Source organism: Bacteroides sp. B1-V-101 (assembly GCF_023656585.1).
Lineage (GTDB): Bacteria > Bacteroidota > Bacteroidia > Bacteroidales > Bacteroidaceae > Bacteroides > Bacteroides thetaiotaomicron.
In genome coordinates this window covers 93,256-112,079 of record NZ_JAMOKH010000012.1, presented here as the reverse complement: position 1 = coordinate 112,079, position 18,824 = coordinate 93,256, and the positions used below count along the sequence as shown (strand labels likewise).

At 41.8% G+C, this 18,824-nt stretch carries 25 protein-coding genes; 21 read left to right on the top strand and 4 right to left on the bottom strand.

The window, feature by feature from the left end:
- Positions 1-67: 67 nt before the first annotated feature.
- The 3 genes from NBH01_RS11540 to NBH01_RS11530 all read right to left on the bottom strand — a co-directional run bounded on the left by NBH01_RS11540 (position 68) and on the right by NBH01_RS11530 (position 4,253).
- Complete coding sequence (locus NBH01_RS11540) at positions 68-544, bottom strand: hypothetical protein (protein WP_008627641.1); 477 nt, start codon at positions 542-544, stop codon at positions 68-70.
- Positions 541-2,643, bottom strand: coding sequence for a type IA DNA topoisomerase (locus NBH01_RS11535; protein ID WP_250700112.1), 2,103 nt, complete (start codon positions 2,641-2,643; stop codon positions 541-543). Before NBH01_RS11535 ends, NBH01_RS11540 begins: the two co-directional genes overlap by 4 nt.
- Before the next feature lie 89 nt (positions 2,644-2,732).
- Positions 2,733-4,253 (bottom strand): DUF4099 domain-containing protein, encoded by a 1,521-nt coding sequence (locus NBH01_RS11530; RefSeq protein ID WP_008627643.1) that lies wholly within the window; start codon positions 4,251-4,253, stop codon positions 2,733-2,735.
- Between the two features lie 277 nt (positions 4,254-4,530).
- On the opposite strand from NBH01_RS11530, the gene NBH01_RS11525 reads away from it, so the two are divergent.
- The 21 genes from NBH01_RS11525 to NBH01_RS11425 all read left to right on the top strand — a co-directional run bounded on the left by NBH01_RS11525 (position 4,531) and on the right by NBH01_RS11425 (position 18,316).
- Complete coding sequence (locus NBH01_RS11525; protein WP_172884490.1) at positions 4,531-5,661, top strand: tyrosine-type recombinase/integrase; 1,131 nt, start codon at positions 4,531-4,533, stop codon at positions 5,659-5,661.
- Positions 5,662-5,704: 43 nt separating this feature from the next.
- Complete coding sequence (locus NBH01_RS11520; protein ID WP_032851662.1) at positions 5,705-6,331, top strand: SMI1/KNR4 family protein; 627 nt, start codon at positions 5,705-5,707, stop codon at positions 6,329-6,331.
- A 40-nt stretch (positions 6,332-6,371) separates the two neighbouring features.
- Positions 6,372-6,773, top strand: coding sequence for an SMI1/KNR4 family protein (locus NBH01_RS11515; RefSeq protein ID WP_032581400.1), 402 nt, complete (start codon positions 6,372-6,374; stop codon positions 6,771-6,773).
- A gap of 419 nt (positions 6,774-7,192) precedes the next feature.
- Positions 7,193-7,951 carry a DUF4261 domain-containing protein gene (locus NBH01_RS11510; protein WP_117978568.1) on the top strand — a complete coding sequence of 253 codons (759 nt, stop codon included), beginning with the start codon at positions 7,193-7,195 and terminating at the stop codon, positions 7,949-7,951.
- Positions 7,952-8,022: 71 nt separating this feature from the next.
- Complete coding sequence (locus tag NBH01_RS11505) at positions 8,023-8,655, top strand: hypothetical protein (RefSeq protein ID WP_122141435.1); 633 nt, start codon at positions 8,023-8,025, stop codon at positions 8,653-8,655.
- Between the two features lie 80 nt (positions 8,656-8,735).
- Positions 8,736-9,437 carry a hypothetical protein gene (locus NBH01_RS11500; protein ID WP_070782543.1) on the top strand — a complete coding sequence of 234 codons (702 nt, stop codon included), beginning with the start codon at positions 8,736-8,738 and terminating at the stop codon, positions 9,435-9,437.
- A 47-nt stretch (positions 9,438-9,484) separates the two neighbouring features.
- On the top strand, positions 9,485-9,949 hold the full coding sequence (locus NBH01_RS11495) for an Imm21 family immunity protein (protein WP_018665639.1): 465 nt from the start codon (positions 9,485-9,487) through the stop codon (positions 9,947-9,949).
- An 84-nt stretch (positions 9,950-10,033) separates the two neighbouring features.
- The gene (locus NBH01_RS11490) at positions 10,034-10,546 is read left to right on the top strand and encodes an ankyrin repeat domain-containing protein (protein WP_007558978.1); all 513 of its coding nucleotides are present in this window, start codon (positions 10,034-10,036) and stop codon (positions 10,544-10,546) included.
- A 46-nt stretch (positions 10,547-10,592) separates the two neighbouring features.
- Positions 10,593-11,051, top strand: coding sequence for an NTF2 fold immunity protein (locus tag NBH01_RS11485; protein WP_117795615.1), 459 nt, complete (start codon positions 10,593-10,595; stop codon positions 11,049-11,051).
- A gap of 79 nt (positions 11,052-11,130) precedes the next feature.
- Positions 11,131-11,532 carry a hypothetical protein gene (locus NBH01_RS11480; protein ID WP_117513271.1) on the top strand — a complete coding sequence of 134 codons (402 nt, stop codon included), beginning with the start codon at positions 11,131-11,133 and terminating at the stop codon, positions 11,530-11,532.
- 68 nt (positions 11,533-11,600) lie between these two features.
- Positions 11,601-12,056: a macro domain-containing protein gene (locus tag NBH01_RS11475; RefSeq protein WP_029427323.1), complete on the top strand. Its 456-nt coding sequence runs from the start codon at positions 11,601-11,603 to the stop codon at positions 12,054-12,056.
- A gap of 82 nt (positions 12,057-12,138) precedes the next feature.
- Positions 12,139-12,918, top strand: a complete 780-nt coding sequence (locus NBH01_RS11470; protein WP_055168134.1) for a DUF6630 family protein — start codon at positions 12,139-12,141, stop codon at positions 12,916-12,918.
- Positions 12,919-12,957: 39 nt separating this feature from the next.
- A complete protein-coding gene (locus NBH01_RS11465) occupies positions 12,958-13,281 on the top strand; it encodes a hypothetical protein (RefSeq protein ID WP_055168130.1) in 324 nt (107 codons plus the stop codon).
- 71 nt (positions 13,282-13,352) lie between these two features.
- Positions 13,353-13,877: a hypothetical protein gene (locus tag NBH01_RS11460; RefSeq protein WP_117543499.1), complete on the top strand. Its 525-nt coding sequence runs from the start codon at positions 13,353-13,355 to the stop codon at positions 13,875-13,877.
- Between the two features lie 82 nt (positions 13,878-13,959).
- Positions 13,960-14,394: a hypothetical protein gene (locus NBH01_RS11455; protein ID WP_009017704.1), complete on the top strand. Its 435-nt coding sequence runs from the start codon at positions 13,960-13,962 to the stop codon at positions 14,392-14,394.
- An 82-nt stretch (positions 14,395-14,476) separates the two neighbouring features.
- On the top strand, positions 14,477-15,364 hold the full coding sequence (locus NBH01_RS11450) for a WD40 repeat domain-containing protein (protein ID WP_173023026.1): 888 nt from the start codon (positions 14,477-14,479) through the stop codon (positions 15,362-15,364).
- Positions 15,365-15,448: 84 nt separating this feature from the next.
- Complete coding sequence (locus NBH01_RS11445; RefSeq protein WP_130059725.1) at positions 15,449-16,111, top strand: hypothetical protein; 663 nt, start codon at positions 15,449-15,451, stop codon at positions 16,109-16,111.
- 63 nt (positions 16,112-16,174) lie between these two features.
- Complete coding sequence (locus tag NBH01_RS11440) at positions 16,175-16,810, top strand: hypothetical protein (protein WP_250700111.1); 636 nt, start codon at positions 16,175-16,177, stop codon at positions 16,808-16,810.
- A gap of 62 nt (positions 16,811-16,872) precedes the next feature.
- On the top strand, positions 16,873-17,097 hold the full coding sequence (locus NBH01_RS11435; protein ID WP_029427360.1) for a hypothetical protein: 225 nt from the start codon (positions 16,873-16,875) through the stop codon (positions 17,095-17,097).
- An 88-nt stretch (positions 17,098-17,185) separates the two neighbouring features.
- Positions 17,186-17,698: a hypothetical protein gene (locus NBH01_RS11430; protein WP_117978564.1), complete on the top strand. Its 513-nt coding sequence runs from the start codon at positions 17,186-17,188 to the stop codon at positions 17,696-17,698.
- Between the two features lie 96 nt (positions 17,699-17,794).
- A complete protein-coding gene (locus NBH01_RS11425; protein ID WP_250700110.1) occupies positions 17,795-18,316 on the top strand; it encodes a hypothetical protein in 522 nt (173 codons plus the stop codon).
- Positions 18,317-18,360: 44 nt separating this feature from the next.
- On the opposite strand, the gene NBH01_RS11420 is transcribed toward NBH01_RS11425, so the two are convergent.
- The gene (locus tag NBH01_RS11420; RefSeq protein ID WP_250700109.1) at positions 18,361-18,756 is read right to left on the bottom strand and encodes a hypothetical protein; all 396 of its coding nucleotides are present in this window, start codon (positions 18,754-18,756) and stop codon (positions 18,361-18,363) included.
- Positions 18,757-18,824 lie beyond the last annotated feature (68 nt).

Below are 18,824 nucleotides of genomic sequence, written 5' to 3'. Positions count from 1 at the left end.
ATTAACTATATTATTAATTTACAAGAGAACTACATGGTTGTTTTTTAACAATTGTGCTTAAAAGCCTTTACGGGTACAAGACCTTGAAATCCCGTGGGCTGCCGCCGTCTGTCAAGCCGTCCTGCCGGAGCCGCCGGAGGGTCTCGGCTGCCGATCCGCTGCCGAAGTTGCGGACACAGTACAGGCGGGAGAAGCGGAAGCGGCGGAGGTGGACGAGCAGGTGCTCCACGGTGAAGACGCCCAACTCCCGGCACGCCCGGACGATGCGCTGCGACAAGCCGAAGGTGTCGAGCGGGGTATCGAGCAGGCGGCGGAGCCTGCCCGGTCTGCCGGGCTTGCCCCGCTGTTGCGCCACGTCTTCGTAGATGGTGGCGACCCGGTTGCGGCTGAACAGGGCGGCAAGGGATGCGCCGTCGATCATCAGGATGCCGTCGAAACGGGCGTAGGCGATGTGGTTGCCGTTCATCCAGAGGGTGATGCGCAGCTCGTCCGTGCCGCAGAGCCGGGCGGCTTCCGCCACGGTGATCCAACCGATGCCGTTCATCGCCTGCGCTCCTTTCCTTTGGGCTTGTCCGTGCGGGGCGGGAACCCGTACACGGTGCGGAAGTCCTTGTCGAAGGTGAGGTACGCATCGAAGGGCTTGCCCTCCCTGCTCCTGAAGCCTTTGATAAGGGATGTTTTGCCTTTGGTTACAAGGTCGGTAATCTGGCTGTCGGTGAGTTGCTTCTCCCCCTTGCCACGGAAGACGGTAAGCCCACAATCGACGTTGCTGCACTTGGCGACCTTCGGGTAAAGGAGGATGCGACCGGAACGGCACTTGGGGCACGGGATATGTCCGCCGTCCGCCACAGATACCTGCACTTGCAGGAGTTCTTCGGTAATCTGGGCGGCGTAGACCTCGATGCCCTTGCGGAAGGTGTCGGGACTCATCTCCCCGCTCTCGATCTTGGCGAGGGCGGTCTCCCACTGCCCGGTCATCTCGACATCGGCGATGCGCTTGTCCTTTACTATCTGATACACGGCAAGCCCCTTGTCGGTCGGCACGAGGCTCTTCTTCTCCCGGCGCACGTAGTCACGGGCAAAGAGGGTCTCGATGATGGAGGCACGGGTGGCGGGCGTGCCGATACCGTTCCCTTTCAGGCTGTCCCGCAGCTCGTCGTCCTGCAACTCCCTGCCGCAATGCTCCATCGCCGAAAGGAGGCTGCTCTCGGTGTGCAGGGGACGGGGCTTGGTCTGTTTCTCCACGCACTCCGCCGATTGCAGGGGGAAAGACTCGCCGGGCTGCAAGGGCGGCAAAGCGGCTGTTCCCTCGTCGTCCTCGTCCCGCTCGCCACGCACGGCACGCCATCCGGCAGACCTGACGACCGTTCCCTTGGCGGTGAACACGCTGTTCCCCGCCGTGAAGGAGACGGTGGTAACATCCTTGAGGCAACGGGCGGAGAAGGCTTCGAGCAGGCGGGCGGCTACCATGTCGTACACCGTGCGCTCGTCGGCGGACAGCTCGCCGGGCAGACACTCGGTGATGATGAGCGCATGGTGGTCGGTAACTTTCCCTGCGTCCACGCTGCGGCGGTTGAGCGAAGCCCCTTTCAGGGCGGCGGCATGGGCGGCGAAAGCCGGGTACCGCTCCAGCAGGGCGATGCGGTCGGGTATCTCGTCGAACACATCGTCCGAGAGGTAGCGGGAGCCGGTACGGGGGTAGCTCAGCACCTTCTTCTCGTAAAGCGACTGGGCGACGGAGAGGGTCTTGTCCGCCGAGAAGCCGTACCTGCCGTTCGCCTCTTTCTGCAAGGCGGTCAGGTCGTAGAGCAAGGGAGGCTCTTGGCTCACCTCCTTGCGCTGCACGTCGGCAACCTGCACCGTCCCCGTTGCGGTTACAGCGGCGAGGGCGGCGTTTGCCGCCGGAAGGGTTTCGTAACGCAATTCAGAGATGGCGGCGAAGGGCGTGCCGTCCTTTTCCGCCGTGATCTTCAGCCGGAAATAGGTCTGCGGGGTGAAATCCCTGTTCTCCAGATAACGGGAGCAGATCATCATCAAGGTGGGCGTCTGCACCCGTCCGAGGGAGTAGATGCCCTGCCCGGCGGCGATACTGAGAGCTTGGGTGGCGTTCAGCCCAATCTCCCAGTCGGCGATGGCACGGGCTTCGGCGGCACGGTAGAGGTTGTCGTAGTCGCTGCCGGGTCTGAGGTTGTCCAGCCCTTCCCGGATGGCACGGTCGGTCAGCGAGGAGATCCAGAGGCGCAGGCAGGGTTTGCGGCAGCCAAGGTAATTGTAGATGTACCGATGAATGGCTTCGCCCTCACGCCCGGCGTCGGTCGCCACGACGATACGGTCGGAACGGTCGAAAACCTCCCTGATGACCTTCAACTGTTTGAGCACGCCGGGGTCGGGCTTGTACTCCTTGCCCTCCCGTATCTGGCGGGGGATGTACTTGAACTCCTGCGGCAGAATGGGCAGGTTCTCACGCCGGAAGCCCGTGTAGCCGTATGCTTCGGGCATGGCGAGCTGGACGAGATGGCCGAACGCCCAGGTAACGAGGTAGCCGTTACCTGAGAGGTAGCCATCGTGCCGCTCCCGGACATTCAACACGTTTGCTATATCCTTCGCTACGGAAGGCTTTTCAGCGATGACTGCTGTAATCATATTTCTTTAAAATTTAACGGTTTGACAAAAGTTATCCCGCCGCTCGGACGGGATAACCGGGTAATTCATTTACAGAATGGCGGGGGAAATCATCGACGGACACCCCGGCTGCGCTTGGGCTTGTCGGGCTGTTCCTGCTTCTGTGCCTGTTTCCGGTCCTCTTTCTGCTCCTGCCTGCGCTCCTGCTGCTGTTTCTGCTCCCCGGTGGGTCGCTGCTGTGCGGATTGCAGGGCTTCTTTCAGGTTGCGGGTCGCCTCGACGGTCTTGCCCTCGGAATTGACCGCCACCTGCACCTCGTTCTCCACGGCGGGCTTGACACGCCCCTCTTCGAGCGCCGCCTTGTAGTCCTTGGGGAACATGAAGGCGGGCTTCTCGCCGGGCTTCCATGTGATGTAGCCTTGGTAGGCTTTTCCTTTCTTGTCCACCAAGCCGGAGACCTTGACCGTTCCCCCGGCTTCGAGTTCGAGGCGGGACTTCTCGGTAAGCTCCTGCTTGCGGAAGGTCTTCGGTACCTCCTGATTGGCGGTCTGTTTCAGGTTCGCCTTGTACGCATCCATCGCCAGCCTGCCCCGGTCGCCGAAGAGAAATTCGAGCTGCATCTTGGCTGCGCTGAACTGCACGGGTGCCGGGTAGAGCTTGGGCTGCTCCCCCTCCTTGGCTCTGGAAAGGAACTGGCAGACCACCGCCTCGCCCTGTTTGAGCCGGGCTATCTCGTCCGGGGTGAAGGTATGCCCGTTCTTCTCCGCCGGGATATTGACCTTGGAGAGCGGGAAGGCGACCAGCTCGTTGGTCTTGAGGTTGCGGCTGACAAGGGCTTCGACCTGCTCGCCCGCCCGGTTGGTGACAGTCGCCGGATGCCCCATGTTGCCCGTCTGCCGGAGCACCTGCTTGTCGGAGTCGGTGATGTCGTAGCCGAAGAACTGCTTCTGCATCTTCTCCGGGTCGAGGATGCCGTGGCTGCACACGGTCAGCCTGCCGTCCGTGCCGGGCTTGAGCGAGAGCTGGCTGTCGTTGCTGTGCGAGATGCCGTCGAAGTGGAAATGCACCCGGACGGTCTTGTCGGTCTGGAAGCCCCGGAGCATCTGGTCGAGCATCCCGTTGCCCTCGATCTGCTCCCGCTGCACGCCGAGGGCGGCGAGGCTGTTCCAGTCGATGTCCTCCGGGCGGTACTTGTACTGCGGGTTCTGTTCGGTCTGCCCGGCGGACTGCTGCGGCGCACCCTCCGGCTGTTGCTGCTGCCCGGCTTGGGTCTGCTGCTGCGCCTGCACGGGCGGCTGCACCTCGTACTGCGCAACGAGCGGCTCGCCCGTCTTGACGGACTGGCTCTCCCGTTGCCGGAAATCGGCGGCTACCCGCTGCACCTCCTCTTCCGGCACACGGAAGAAGTGGAAGCGGGTCGGGTCTTTCAACTGGTTCCAGAGGTTGGAAAAGAAATTCGAAAACATATCGCCGTGGCGATCCACCCGCAGGAGGTCGTTGTTGTCCTCCAGCGGGTTCTTGGTCTGTAACTCGCCGTCCTTTACTCCGCTGACGGCTTGGAGCGTGCCTTTCTCGTCCATGACGAGCAGGATGTCCATCAACTGCTGGCTGCTGTCCGGTCGTTCGTCCATAATCTAATGTTTTTAAATGGTGAATACTATTGGTTCTCAAGTGAAACCGGGCGTAAATATAGAGGGAGAAACACGGGGAACGTGCAAGTCCGGGGCGGGCTGTCCGCACTTGTCGTCCGGTTCGCAGGTTTGTCGCAGCCCTTTCCTGTGAAAAATACAAAAAAATCATGCCCCACACGCATTTTTTTCCTCCGGAAAACGGCGATAATTCGTTGTTTTCTCTATATTTGTAAAATATGGGTAATGAGGGACACGGTCTGTCATTGCCACCCATGCGATGCGTATGAAAGTTTATCAGAGCAAACCGAGAATAACGCTTTCACCTGCCATCCGTGACGGGCAGAAATACGTGGAAGTGGAGTTCGACGAGGACGATGCCATCCGGCTGTCGCTGTCGAAAGAGAAGGGCGTGCGGTTCGAGGGGGACAGAGCCTACCTGCCGGAAGAAGGCTTCGACCTGTCCGGCTTTTTCGACCGCCATGTGGAAACGGCGTATATCAATTACTCCGCCCTGAAAAACACCTTGCCCAAGAAGAGCGGGAAAACCAGCCCCGCCATCCCGCCCGGCTATGCCGAGACGCTGCGGCAACTGCGGTACAGCGAGCATACCGTCCGTGCGTACACTGTCTATTTCAGGGAGTTCCAGCAATACTTTGCGGGAAGAAACCTTCGCTACATCCGACCGGAAGAAATCAACGCCTACATCGTACACCTGATTGACACACGGAGGATCTCGTCGTGCCAACAGAACTTGCGCATCAACTCGATCAAGTTTTATTTCGAGAAGGTGCTGGGACAGGAACGGAAATGTTACGAGGTAAAGCGAGCCAAACGGGAACGGACGCTGCCCGACGTGCTGAGCAAGGAGGAGATAAAATCCATCCTTGACGCAACCGGTCCGGACATCCGGCTGTTCTGCATGTTCTCGTTGCTCTACTCCGCCGGGTTGAGAATCAGCGAGCTGCTGGACTTGAAGCCCCACGACATCAACGTGAGCCGTTCGCTGATACGGGTACGGCAGGGCAAAGGGAGGAAAGACCGCTACACGCTGCTGTCGAAGCCCCTTGTCAGGAAGCTGACCGAGTACGCCAAGCTGTACAAGCCGCAGGAATGGCTGTTCGAGCGGTACAAGGGCGAGCCGTTCACGGAGAGCATCGTGTCGAAGAAGCTGAAAGAGGCGGCGAAGGAAGCCGGAATCACCAAGCGGGTGTACCCCCACCTGTTGCGACACTCGTTCGCCACGCATCTGATCGAGCAAGGCACGGACTTGAAAATCGTAAAAGAGCTGTTGGGGCACAACCAACTGAAAACGACGGAAATGTACGTGCATATAGCCGACACTTTCAAGAGCAGCATCCGCACTCCATTGGATGATATTCTTGAAGGTGATAATGAGATAGTTAAATAAGAAAATAACAGCGAAAACCGCTGATAATTACATGTTAGTGATTATGAATCAAAAAAAGGAAATATTAGAAAAATTGGCTTTCATAAGACGCCATAAAGAATTTGCATCTTTTGGAGTAAAGGAACAAGAGGTATCTTATAATCCTTGTCTATCTGAAGAAGATATTAAGGAGTTTGAGCATAAACATTGTATAACTCTTCCTGATGATTACAGAACTTTTATTTCTGAAATAGGAAATGGAGGTTTTGGACCGGGATATGGATTATTGCCTCTTGATAAAGCTATTGTTGATTTCAAATTAAGAGACAAACCTAATATTTCCTTGAATGAAAAATTCCCATATCAAGATAGTTGGAATGAAGAATGGATAACCTCCTTTAATTGGAACGAGGGATACCCGGAAACGGAAATTGTTAATGCGTATATTAGTACCGCACATATTGCAGGCTGTCTGCAAATAAGTCATTTCGGACATGGATGTACATTTCTATTGGTGGTGAATGGAAATGAAAAAGGACATATTTGGTTTGATGGACGAGCTGATTATAGTGGACTTGTACCGAAATTAAAAGATGGGCAAAGAATATCATTTATAGAATGGTATGTAACCTTTCTTGATATGGAAATTGAGAACATAAATGAATCACTAACAAACAGCACTACCGCTTAAAGCAGAACGCTGACAAACATTAGTGTCATATAAAATTATAATGAAACAGATAATAGAAAAAATCAATAAAAGTTGGCACTCCAATCCTCCATGTGATCAACAAATAATGTTGAGTGTGGGAAAGTTGTTTCCATTACCCGATGATTATAAGGAATTTATGTTATGGAGTAATGGTGGAGAAGGTAATATTGGTAGTCAATATTTATCATTATGGAAGATTGAAGATTTGATGCAACTGAACAAAGAATACCAAATACAAAAGTATTTGTCGAAAAAATCTTTGGTTATTGGCACTGATGGAGGCGATAATTGTATCGGTTTTTATTTTGGAGAACCTACTTTTATTTTTTTACAACCATTAGGAGATTTAGACTTATCTGAGAATAGATTTTTATCCCAATCATTTACAGATATGTTCATTAATTGGTTGAGAATAAGATAAAAAATGACACTAACAAGCGGCTCAACCTCCCCTGAAAGGTCGGTTAGCCACCCAACATTACTAACAAGGAAAAAATAATATGTGTCAATACAAATCAATATGCAATCCTATAATAGAGCTTACAACACTTTTACAGAGTTGTGGCTTCACAATAGAAAAACAAGAACTTAAAGATTGGCATTTCAATGAGTTTGAGATTGTGATGAAAGGAAAGAAATTACAACTTCCAATGATAGATATAGAAGGTATAGAACAACATAGCGACAATATATATTGTTGCAAATGTCATTGGTCTGTTGTAAAACTAATAATGAATTGACACAATAAAATGTTAGTAACAAGCGGCTTAACCTCCCCTGAAAGGTCGGTTAGCCACCAAACATTATGCACCAAAGATATAATATAAAAACAATAAGAATATGAAAGAAGAAAATTATCCAACTGGAGCTTTTGTAGCCTTTGTGTTATTATCACAAAATGAATGGGATATTAAAAAACTCATCAACGACTGCAAGGCAGATTGGAACATAGAAATTCCATATGACGGCAATGAAGAAGCGTTGGTAGCTGTTATGGGAGATGTTACACTTGCAGTAGCCATTATGCCTGCACCTGTTCCTAATCAAGAGGCGGAACATTATGCAGGAGCAAATTACATGTGGAAAGATGCAGTAGAAGTGACTAAAAGCCACAAGGCACATCTCATGGTTTCTGTATTGGGAAAGGATGCCAATCTATTGGAACGAGGGAAACTATTTACAAAAGTCGTTTCTTCATGCCTTAAACAAGAAAGAGCCATTGCTGTCTATACTGATGGAACTGTGTTCTATCCCCAGTTTTATTGTGATGTTGCATCTGTAATGCAGCAAGATAATGAAGCATTGCCTATATTGGATTGGGTGTGGTTTGGCGTATATCGCACCGAAGAATGTGCAGGTATATATACCTACGGAATGAGAAAATTTGGTAAAGAAGAAATGGAAGTTTATGCTGCCAATGCCGATCTGAATGATGTTCGCGATTTTCTGCTTGATATAGTTACATATGTTTTAGACTGCGATGTAACTTTGAATGATGGCGAAACCATCGGATTTTCGGAAGAACAAAAGCTCAGGATTACCCTTAGTGATGCGGTTGCATTGGATGGAAAGAGTTTGAAACTTGAATATCCACAATAAGAAGGCGCATAACAAACGGATAAATCTCCTATAACAGTCGATTATCCGCCAAACATTATACACATAAAGAAATGACAGATAACGATTTTCAACAAACCAAAAGAGTTCTACTCGGACAAGAAAGCATGAATAAAGAATATGCTCAACTTGCCGATTTTATACAGGAACGATTTTCTGTACAAGTAATCAATGTGATATGTGCAAAAGGGGAAGATTCTATTAATCTTACTCTTTGGTTCAAATATGAAAATGAAGTAAATTATTTTTATAAAGGACGGTTTGTTGTCGATTCTCGAAAAAGAAATACGATATTGAATAAATTCAAACAAATTGCGAATATAGAAAATAAAGCCGATAGCATTTATCTATCCTATCAAGCATTTGAAACATTAGCAAAAGAGGAAGCTAATAATAGCATTACTCAACTTGAAATATTGGAATTAAAAGAAAAATTACATTGTAATGATTTATGGGATATTTCTCGCTGTTTGGCTAATGTTGTTTTTTTCTTGTATGAGGATAAGCAAGTAAGACAATATAAAGAAAGAGGATTTATAGATATATGGTCGGAAATGTATTTAGGTTTGTTGAATCGCTATGATGAATTTGGATTTTTCACAAAAGAAAATTTCCATGTAAAGTTGGATAGTAAAGAAAATTTTGATACCAATTTTAATAGTAATTGGTATTATTACTATGTATAAAAATGTGTATAACAAGCACCTGTTCCGCCTTAACGGCGGCAAGCTGCAACCCATTAGCTACCATGTAAAATTGAATTAAAATGAGAAAGTATAAGTACACCAAAGAAACATTGGATGTCGCACTGGAAGAGCTACAATCTGAAAATGTAGTACAACGAAAAAAATGTATAAACTTTATATCTATGGCATCTCGTAGTGAGCTGTTCGGAAAAACGTGTGATACGTTAAGTGTACAAACTTGGTTTTTATCTTCGGAGAATCGAGAAAAGTTAATTCGGGTTTTACATCAAGAAACAGAAGAAAAGTTACTTTGGGAGTATTTATTAATATTGCTTATGGTGTGTGAAAGATATATAGATCACGGCTGTTATGCTAAAGATTTTGCAAAAGAATCCTCTTGTGTGGAGTTTAAGCAACGAGCTTATGAGATTGCAAAACAATATGCACATCATTCAAGTGCGATAGTCCGCCAAATGTCAGGTTCTATAATTGGATATATGGGGGATAATGATGTATGGGACATATTCTGTAATGTAATGTTGAAGAAAAGAGATTTGCTTACTATAAGTCACATTACACTGGGAATAAGACGGCATTGCACCGGAGTTGCTAACGGCGACAATCATTTCTTTGGTGGTACTATGACAAATAATCAACGAATAGATATTCTAAACAGTTTACGTTTAGTCTATCAGAAATCCTCAAACAAAAGCATTAAAGGAATGTGTTTGAGAACCATTGAAGAATTGGAAAATACAAAAGAGGTAGCTAACAAAGCGTGATAACGCCTAACAGCGTTCCCCGCTAACATTAATCGCTGAGAAAAAATATGAATAATTGGATTGAAACATCAGGAAGCCCATTTGTCATTGTTGAGCAACAATATGCCCATCAATGGAAGGGTCAAGAAAACTACAATGCTATATGTAGCGTAACAGATTACTTGGGGAAAATCTATATAGACAATCATGTCTTATTGGTAATGGGAGATGAACCGATGGCTACACGCATAGTAAATAAAGATGGAGCAATTTTAATAATTCGTTGGAAGTATGCTCCCGATTATCTAACGGTGGAAAAACTTCTGGAGAATGATATAGTAACTGGGGCAGAACCGATAGAAGAAGTTGAAGTAAAATGGGATTCTACTGAATTAGTCCTATTTGATTCTTTGTCTCCCTATTGTGAAGCATCGGTTAAAGTGTTTTTATCACTACAAAAAACATCTTGTATAATAAAAACTTATCATTACCAAAAAGACGAAGTATCTTTAATAATACATTCAATCCAATAAAGACGATTAACATGCGGCTAAACCTCCCCAGAAAAGGTCGGTTAGCCACCAAACATTATCGTTGTTTACATTAGAATCAAAGAAATGAGAACAATAGAAGATATGAAACTTGAATTATTGAGTGATGACTCAAACAGGTTTATACAAGCTCTAATAGATTATGACATAAATAGTAAAGATAAATATGGGAGTAATCTACTTCATTACTATATAATGAATTACAAGAGTATCGTACATCCCGCAGGTGTAATTATACCCGAATTTGTAAAAAAAGGGTTGGATATAAATGAAAAAAGGAAAGACGGACGCACTGCATTATATCTTTCTGTTCAATATCAGTTGAAAGGTATTTTTGAATTACTCCTGAATCATAATGCAGATATAGATATGCAAAATGCAAATGGTAATACTCCTTTATGGGAAGCTGTTATGCAATACAAGGGAGATGGCTTTTTTATCGAACACCTTTTGAAAAATGGAGCTAATCCCGATATAGAGAACAACAATGGAGTATCTCCTAAATCATTGGCAAGAACTATCGCAAATTATGATGTAAGAAGATTCTTTAACAACGATAACAAACAGCAAACCGACTGAACAAGTGGCACGCTGCCGGACATTAGTGGTCACAAAAAAGAAATATATGGAACAAATAAATCTTCAACAAGCAGAATTTAGAAACGAAAGTGAACTAAAGTCATATTTAGTTTCTTTGGTATTGGGATATGCCAGTACCATGAATCGGATAGAAACGGAGATATTCTTGAAACAAGAAGCCGGCGGAATATCAACATCTGATTTGTTTGAAGAGTACGAACAGAAATACTTACCCGTCTTTACGGCTTATTGTTCAGACAAGAAGAGAGTCTACGGTGGACGAGCCGGTTCTTTCGGTTGTCCAACTAAATTTGACGGAATAGAAAAATGCATTGAAGCTAATGTTGTGTTCAAAAATAGTAACCGTGCAGAAGTCTATTTCAAAACAGAGAATGATTTTGATGCAAAATATTTATTTGTTTTAGTCCGCAAAAAAGGTCTTTGGAGAATAGACAATGCGAAAGAACGCTGGTTCAATGGTTCATGGCGCAATATTATTCTATAAATAGACCACTAACAAGCGGATTAATCTCCCCGAAGGTCGATTATCCGCCAGACATTATCAATAATTAAACAGAAACGCAATGACAAAAGAAGAAGCATATATTTTATTAAGTTTCCATTCTTGTAAAAACAATGATATAGAAAATGAGAAATGGGAAAATGGATTTCTTGGTTCACTTCGTCCATTTCAAGGAAAACTATATGAGTGTAATTTTATCGAGATAATGGAATGTCTTAAAGTTCTTGCAGATGATTTTATGAAGCCAACGATCAATCAAACCCTACTAAGTGATGTATATAGCATAATACATTTAGGCAGGAGGTGGATTGACGGAGCTGATTTTGTTACACAAGAGCAGCAAAAGCAAATCATAGAATGGGTTGATATGATACAAGATTGTTTCTACTACCTATTAGAAGGAGATATTGATACTGCGTTTCTTGAATATGAAGAATATAAAATTGATAACAAGGAAAGCTAACTCCTAAACGGCGTTCCTTTCCAAGCCATTATCTGCCAGAATAAAATAACAATAAAAAAGAAAAAACAATGATTAGGTATATTGAGAAAGGCGACATATTCCGCATTGAGGGTGTAAGTAGTTATGCGCACGGATGTAATTGCGCCGGTGCAATGGGTAAAGGCATTGCCGTGCAGTTCAAAGACAAATATCCAGATATGTATCTTGAATATAAGCTATTGTGCAAAGAAAACAAGTTTTGCCCCGGAGATGTATTTGATTATGATTATGGCAACGGGCATATATATAATCTTGGCACTCAAGCAACGTGGCGAACACGAGCTAAAATAGAGTATATCGAAAAGGCACTGATACAGATGCTTGAGTTAGCCAGTGGTGATAATGTAACGGCAATAGCCTTACCTGCAATCGGTGCTGGATTAGGAGGATTAAAATGGGATGATGTAAAAGCTGTTTTGAACAAAGTTTCAAACGATTATCCTAACGTTGATTTGTATGTAGTTGAAACTTATCAAAGTGAATAGTGGCAGATAACAAGCGGCTCAATCTCCCCAGAAAGGTCGATTATCCGCCGGACATTATCGGTCAAAATTTCAAATTGCAAATATGGATAATAAACTTCAATCATTCACAAAAGTCTTATTAAAAGAACAATATGATGAGTTTCTGAAAATGATTCAGTTGTTCAATGTAGATAAGAGAACCTTTATCCTCAAACATAGGAAAATGTTTGAAAAAGGATGGTACGATATAGACTCTGATGATAATGAATTAAGTGAAGTGGATATTATGCTTTGTTTTGCTATAACTTCTCGTAGAATGGCAGTTATTGATTGGAGTGGTGAGGAATATCCCGGGCAGGTTAAGCGATCCATTACGATGATGTTGAAACATTATGGAATAGAACATTTCTTATGGAACACTAAGAAATTTGAGGCGTCTTTGGATTGGGAGAAAATTCACCGTGGGGATTATTTGCCTTTGTTATTTCGAGATATGAATATGCAACTTAACAAAGACGGATATGCCATTGTATTTTGTGACACAAAATCAGATTGCTTTCGCTATGCAATATTACCAATTTCCGAGTTCGTTCAATTTGAAAATACAGAATTAGGGGATTATCTGACTATCATTAGTCCTAAAATCTACAATATATATCTTGTCGATAAAGGAAATGAATTTCCTAAAATTATGCTGTATTTAAAAAAGAAATTTTCTGTTCCATTGAGTGAAATTAAGGAATTTTGTTCAAAAGATAAAATTCTACTTGGAATAGGAAACTCTATAATCGTGGATGAATACCGAAAAGAAATTGAAAAACTTGGAGGAAAGATTGAAGTAGAAGAAAATAGACCGATAACAAACAGCAAACCGACTGAATAAGCGGAACGCTGCCAAACATTATTGTCGAAAAATAGAATTATGGAAAGTAATATAAATATAAGTAGTTGTAAATATGAGGAATTTACTGGTTTGAAATTGCAAGGTTCAAACTGGGAGTTAAATTTACGTCTTTCAAAAGAGGATATTCAAACCTTGCATAAAGGTATTAAAGAAGCTGATTGGTCTGAAAGAAAATCAATAAAGGCTGGAGCTACTTGTTTGTCAGTTCCTATTTATTGGAATTATGAAGAAAAGAATAATATTGTTTGTATTATTTTGGGTGAAGATGATGAATGTTGGGATGTTGGATTTGTAATATCATTCTCTGATTTTGAAAGAATAATAACGACATTAATTGAATAATCGACAATAACAAGCGGCTTAATCTCCCCAAAGGTAGGTTAGCCACCGAACACTACTAACTTGCAAGAAATATGGTAAATCGAATAGAAATTGAAAGACTACTTCAAAGTAAAGAATTGAAGGAACTATGGCAAACAATTCAACAAGAGTTGCCACAACTTCATTTTTGTGAAGAAAATGACTTTTGGGAGGAAGCACGAATTGATAACCTTGAAGATTACATCTCCGAATGTAATACTTTGATTTGTAAGTGTAACTTTCAAGAATTATCAATAAAAGATTTATATACTTATCTTTTATCGGATAGTTTTAGGGCTTTTTGCAAATACGTGCTTTTAGAGTGGGAAAACGAAGAAATTGTTATAGATGAGTCGGAGCGAGATTATATATTAAATGAACTTGAAATCTCGGAAGACGAATATAAGCAGCGTTGTAAAACGCATGATTATCTTGATGTTGCGAATTGTTTAATAGATTATTATTTGCTGAATAAGCATCCGGATATTTTACTTGAATATTATAAAATGCAAGGATATAAAGAATCGGAACAAATATTCAAAAATAAAATTAATCTATATTCAATGTGTAAAAGTTAGTAACAAACAGCCCTACCGCTTAAAGCGGAACGCTGCCTGACATTAGCAATAAAATGTAAAATGAATAAAGTACCATTCAATTATGTTGAGCAATAAAATAATAGAGCATCTGAAACAACAAGGCATTTATTCAGAAAAGGAAGATGAAAAATACAAAACTGCTTTAATCAATTTAGGTATTGATTTGAATAGCGATTTTGCATTTTTCAATTTACATACTACTGAAATGACATTTCTTGGGCGGCATAGTGAAATGTATAATGTATGTTGGTTCAGTATTTATTCGGACGATTTGAGTTATGCTATCGAATCTGCTCGGAATATCCTAAAGTTACCAGATGAGTACCTCCCATTAGATAGTTTTGAAGCAGAAGGTGGTTTCTTTTATAATCGTAAAACAGAGGAAGTTATTGAAATTGAATTAGGCGAAAAACTAATCAATTTCCAGAATGGAAAGTTATTACCACAATGGAAAGACTTTAATTCTTTTTTGGAATGGTATTTTAAATTAGAATAAAAATATTGCCAACAAGTAGATAAGCAACCCGAACAGGTTGCTATCTACATCCCATTAGCTGCAAATTAAAAAAATAATGAGTATGGAACTGATACAAACTTTTAAGAAGTCATATTTTCTAAAGATGTCAGACGACAAACATTTGATTGCACAAGTTAATAGTAGTCAGATAAACATCTTTGAAAATGAAACATATCGGCATTTAGCACAGTTCAAAGAAGTAGGCGATGCATCTGTTTTCTTTTCAGACGACAGCAACTTGCTCTTGGCTAAAAATAATGACCGCAAACTTGTTGTGTATGATTTAGCAACCATGTCAATCCGTTGCAAACTTAAACCGAAAATAGGCAGTTCAAATGGTGATGGTGACGCTTGTATTTCACATGATAACAAGTATGTCATTAATTTGGGGTATGATTTTCCATACGGCTATATATCAGTTTATGATATTGAAAACGGAAAGGAAACGAGATTCCGTGAAGATATGAGAGAAGTGTATGAACATATATGTTATATCCCTTCACGCCAATTATACTTCATTGACGGGTTTCGCAGACCGGAAGAAGGGACAAGTGAAAAGAATCGGTACTTCTATCTTTGGTTTGATATGAACAACAGAACATTTGAACAAACATTCTGCGATTTGGACGATGCAAATTTTCTGTATAGTGAATATTTAGAGCAAGTGTTATACTTTGCGAAAGAAGGCAATCTTGCTTTTCGCATTTTGCCCTTAAATATAGAACTGCCAATTAAACACCAACAAGGCTGTTTGGATATACAACTTTCGCATAACAACAAGATGATTGCCTTATATCAAGAAGATAATCTAAAACTTTGTACGTTCCCTAATATGGAAATATTGGCTGAATTATCAAATATCGGCTATGGTAATATTTCATTCTCTCCTGATGATAAAGAAATATTGATTGCAAGTACAATAAAAGGGCTTATTTATAAATTGGAATAAGTGCAGCTAACAAGTGGATCAATCTTCCTTAATGGTCGATTATCCACCGAACATTATGCGCTTAGAAACTAATACAATATGAGCATGAAATATTATCCAAAAGGATGGCATACTTACAAGTTCTTGGTTACACCGCAAGAATTGAAAGACATTTTGCGAGGATTTCACATTGTGATATACAACCGTAGAGTACCTGCGGATTATATAGAAAGTAACTTTGCAAATTTTGTAAGGGATTACGAATTTTTTTACCGTTTACTAACGTCCGGTGAAAAAATCGAGCATATTGTAATCGACAATTTGCTCACGGGCTTTTCAAACAATCTAAGTAAGAGTGCGTATAAAGTCCCCTTTCAAGATTCAAATGATGGATTATGGTATAAAACAGCGGATTTCATAGAGCCTTGCGTCGGGTTCAATCTATTTGCCTTCTATCTTGATGAAGAACGTAAGTTACAAACTAAATTCAGTTACATAAATTTTCCGGAGAATATAATGGGGGTTCAATTAGAGTACCCTAAGCAAATATATTCAATAGAGGAAAATAGAGAAATACTATGTAATGAATTGGAAAATTATAATGACGTGTACCAAGTGGTAGTAGAAAGGATAAAGCAATTATGTAGAAATCTGACGATTACAATAGGTGAAAATGTGCATAGGACTAAGATAAAAATAAGTCCTACTGCATCAAAAGATATTGAAGGAAGTCATTTTATAAAAGAAAATAATTGTATTATTAAATAAAGCGCATAACAAGCGGATGAATCTCCCATAAAGGTCGGTTATCCGCCAGACATTAGTTTGAATATGAAAGCAGAGGAATTACGAATAGCAATACGGAATGTATTGGAACAATGTTTTGTTTCAGCCCTCTCCAAAATGGGATATAGTTGGAACAAAACTAAGATGTGTTTTCATCGTAAAATAGGAGATTTTAAGCAAACAATTCTGATAAATTCCTCTACTAATACCCGATTCACTGATGGGATTGGCTATATTAGTATTCACTTATTTTATAATTCGCCAAAAATTGAAAAGATGGCTTCTGTTTTGGTCGATGCAAAAAGGAATTTTGAGAAAGTTAATATAGTTCTTAACATTAATTCTGGTTTTATTTCAGGTAAAGAAGCTGTTTCGTTCGACTTGTGTTCAGTAGATAATCTCCCTGATATATTCAATCTTGATGATTTGCCATTCAAGGAAATATTAAGTTTTCTTGATAAAAAAACAACAATTCAAGATTTGCTTACAGATTTTGAGAATAATAAGGATTATATTTGGTGGACTTCAAAAGAAGGTTCTATCCTTCGCATAATTACGATGTATAGTATGACTGGCAATAAGGCGAGAGCCATAGAACTTGCCAAGTCATATTATCAAAAAGACAAATGTGGTGCATTATATAGAAATGTCTTACGATATTTTGAAAAATCAAATAAATAATCAAACTAACAAGCAGCAAACCGACTGAATAAGCGGAACGCTGCCAAACATTACCGATAAGAATGAATACGAAAGAACTTATTAGAAAATTGGAGCAAATGACAGAGCTATCGGAAAGTAGGAATGAGTTTTATAAGAAACTAATACATTCCTTCCAGAATGATGCTGATCCACAAATCTATGATAAGATATATTCTAATCTTTGCGGATTATTAGCGCATGGAGATTTGAATAATAAAGAATATGACTTACTGAAAGAAGTTTTATATGAATTAGAAAGGATATAAGAATTAAAAGAATGTATCAGTAACATGCACCTCAATCGCCCATAAAGGTCGATTAGCTGCCAGACATTAGCATCAACAAAATTAAAATATGAATGCAAAACAGATTCAATTATATTGTATAAAAGAAGATTATTATCTTTTGGACAAATATTTTAGAGAGAAACAGATATTTATATCAGCAATGCCATTGTCTGGATTTGATTTGAGACCCATACAAATTAGTGATTTTGATGAAAATGATTGGAATAGAGTAATTGTGTACAAAGAAAAACATTCGGTAGAAATTGAAGAAATAGAATCCGCTGTGTCATTTGAAAAGATATTTACACCTAATTTTATGATTAGTGATATATTGACTTTTGATAGAGCATATATAGATGTGGCAAATAAAAAAATTGTAGGAGGTAATATATCTGGAATTACTAAATATTTAACAGATGGAGTATTACTTTCTAAGAGTAATGAATTTTTAAAATGGCAAAATGCTTTTTATCTTTGGATAAAGAGAAATTTTATAGCAATAAAAATAGACAAGATTCATAATGTTTATGTATCTGAAAGAGTACGACAGATGATAGATGATGGATATATTTTAGAGTAACTTGGATTGTTGAGAAAATATAGACGATAACAAGCGGCTTACCCTCCCCTGAAAAGGTCGGTTAGCCACCGGACATTAGCATCAAATAGAAAGGAAATGAAAACGATAAAAGAATTACTTGATATAGTTATTACTTTGGAAGATAATCCTCAAACAAGTAAGGTTATCGACTTTCACAAGGGTGTGCCGACTCTTGAAAGTGGTGTTTATAGAAAAGACTCTCCTATGTTGAAAGTCAGGTATGAGTTATTCGGTAAATGGCTAAATGCCACACATGGAGATTGGCTTGATACGGAAGAAATGGAAAGTTTTTGGAGTGAAGGTGCAGATGATGAACGGTTGGCTGGAATTGTTCGAAATGTAAAAGCCTCAATGGGTAATTGGGAAGATCATGCAACCGGGTTATTTGCACTTAACAGAGTTTCTATTTTTGCCGCAAGTGATAACAGTTATGAAATGATTTGTCTAATCTGGTTTGACGGTACGGAAGAACCGGAATTATGGGTGTATGATTGTAATGGCGAAAGTCGATATAAAGACTTGGCTTCCTATTTGCAAGCATATATAGATGATGATGTTTCGACTTCTGCCGTGAAATGGAAATTAGCCGATATGTAAGTAATCCCAGAGATAGAACCGATGCTTATTCTCCTGCCGTTTCATCATGCCCAATGTATAAATCCGAGGTGAAACATCAGTGCGACATTCACCACGGTCAGGGCGATAGCGATAAGGACTATTTTGGCGAGCTTCCTGCCGGGATGTTTCATCTTTCCGTAATATTCACGAAGTGCTTCACGCCGCCCGGCTGTGTAGCGGAGCTGGCAGAATAAGTCGGGAAGAAAGCAGAGCATCATCACTATGGCAAAAGCAACAATCCAACTGAAATAGCGAAACATCAACGGTGTTCCAAGCGGTACGAGTATGGCAAAGAGCCAGCAAAAGAGCAACAGCATACGCCCGTTAAGGTTGGTATGCTCCCTTTCGTGCCATATCTCGGCTACATACCACATATAGTCGATGAAGCAGAACCGGTATTTGCGATTGTCCTTATCCATATCATTACAAAAATAATGTATTTTGCCCACTTAACCATTACTTCATGCCGAAAAACACCATACCCGAT

What these genes read in the sequence shown, in the direction of transcription:
- NBH01_RS11540 (WP_008627641.1), bottom strand. Translation starts at nt 544, where the DNA reads ATGAACGGCATCGGTTGGATCACCGTGGCGGAAGCCGCCCGGCTCTGC.
- NBH01_RS11535 (WP_250700112.1), bottom strand. Translation starts at nt 2,643, where the DNA reads ATGATTACAGCAGTCATCGCTGAAAAGCCTTCCGTAGCGAAGGATATA.
- NBH01_RS11530 (WP_008627643.1), bottom strand. Translation starts at nt 4,253, where the DNA reads ATGGACGAACGACCGGACAGCAGCCAGCAGTTGATGGACATCCTGCTC.
- NBH01_RS11525 (WP_172884490.1), top strand. Translation starts at nt 4,531, where the DNA reads ATGCGTATGAAAGTTTATCAGAGCAAACCGAGAATAACGCTTTCACCT.
- NBH01_RS11520 (WP_032851662.1), top strand. Translation starts at nt 5,705, where the DNA reads ATGAATCAAAAAAAGGAAATATTAGAAAAATTGGCTTTCATAAGACGC.
- NBH01_RS11515 (WP_032581400.1), top strand. Translation starts at nt 6,372, where the DNA reads ATGAAACAGATAATAGAAAAAATCAATAAAAGTTGGCACTCCAATCCT.
- NBH01_RS11510 (WP_117978568.1), top strand. Translation starts at nt 7,193, where the DNA reads ATGAAAGAAGAAAATTATCCAACTGGAGCTTTTGTAGCCTTTGTGTTA.
- NBH01_RS11505 (WP_122141435.1), top strand. Translation starts at nt 8,023, where the DNA reads ATGACAGATAACGATTTTCAACAAACCAAAAGAGTTCTACTCGGACAA.
- NBH01_RS11500 (WP_070782543.1), top strand. Translation starts at nt 8,736, where the DNA reads ATGAGAAAGTATAAGTACACCAAAGAAACATTGGATGTCGCACTGGAA.
- NBH01_RS11495 (WP_018665639.1), top strand. Translation starts at nt 9,485, where the DNA reads ATGAATAATTGGATTGAAACATCAGGAAGCCCATTTGTCATTGTTGAG.
- NBH01_RS11490 (WP_007558978.1), top strand. Translation starts at nt 10,034, where the DNA reads ATGAGAACAATAGAAGATATGAAACTTGAATTATTGAGTGATGACTCA.
- NBH01_RS11485 (WP_117795615.1), top strand. Translation starts at nt 10,593, where the DNA reads ATGGAACAAATAAATCTTCAACAAGCAGAATTTAGAAACGAAAGTGAA.
- NBH01_RS11480 (WP_117513271.1), top strand. Translation starts at nt 11,131, where the DNA reads ATGACAAAAGAAGAAGCATATATTTTATTAAGTTTCCATTCTTGTAAA.
- NBH01_RS11475 (WP_029427323.1), top strand. Translation starts at nt 11,601, where the DNA reads ATGATTAGGTATATTGAGAAAGGCGACATATTCCGCATTGAGGGTGTA.
- NBH01_RS11470 (WP_055168134.1), top strand. Translation starts at nt 12,139, where the DNA reads ATGGATAATAAACTTCAATCATTCACAAAAGTCTTATTAAAAGAACAA.
- NBH01_RS11465 (WP_055168130.1), top strand. Translation starts at nt 12,958, where the DNA reads ATGGAAAGTAATATAAATATAAGTAGTTGTAAATATGAGGAATTTACT.
- NBH01_RS11460 (WP_117543499.1), top strand. Translation starts at nt 13,353, where the DNA reads ATGGTAAATCGAATAGAAATTGAAAGACTACTTCAAAGTAAAGAATTG.
- NBH01_RS11455 (WP_009017704.1), top strand. Translation starts at nt 13,960, where the DNA reads ATGTTGAGCAATAAAATAATAGAGCATCTGAAACAACAAGGCATTTAT.
- NBH01_RS11450 (WP_173023026.1), top strand. Translation starts at nt 14,477, where the DNA reads ATGGAACTGATACAAACTTTTAAGAAGTCATATTTTCTAAAGATGTCA.
- NBH01_RS11445 (WP_130059725.1), top strand. Translation starts at nt 15,449, where the DNA reads ATGAAATATTATCCAAAAGGATGGCATACTTACAAGTTCTTGGTTACA.
- NBH01_RS11440 (WP_250700111.1), top strand. Translation starts at nt 16,175, where the DNA reads ATGAAAGCAGAGGAATTACGAATAGCAATACGGAATGTATTGGAACAA.
- NBH01_RS11435 (WP_029427360.1), top strand. Translation starts at nt 16,873, where the DNA reads ATGAATACGAAAGAACTTATTAGAAAATTGGAGCAAATGACAGAGCTA.
- NBH01_RS11430 (WP_117978564.1), top strand. Translation starts at nt 17,186, where the DNA reads ATGAATGCAAAACAGATTCAATTATATTGTATAAAAGAAGATTATTAT.
- NBH01_RS11425 (WP_250700110.1), top strand. Translation starts at nt 17,795, where the DNA reads ATGAAAACGATAAAAGAATTACTTGATATAGTTATTACTTTGGAAGAT.
- NBH01_RS11420 (WP_250700109.1), bottom strand. Translation starts at nt 18,756, where the DNA reads ATGGATAAGGACAATCGCAAATACCGGTTCTGCTTCATCGACTATATG.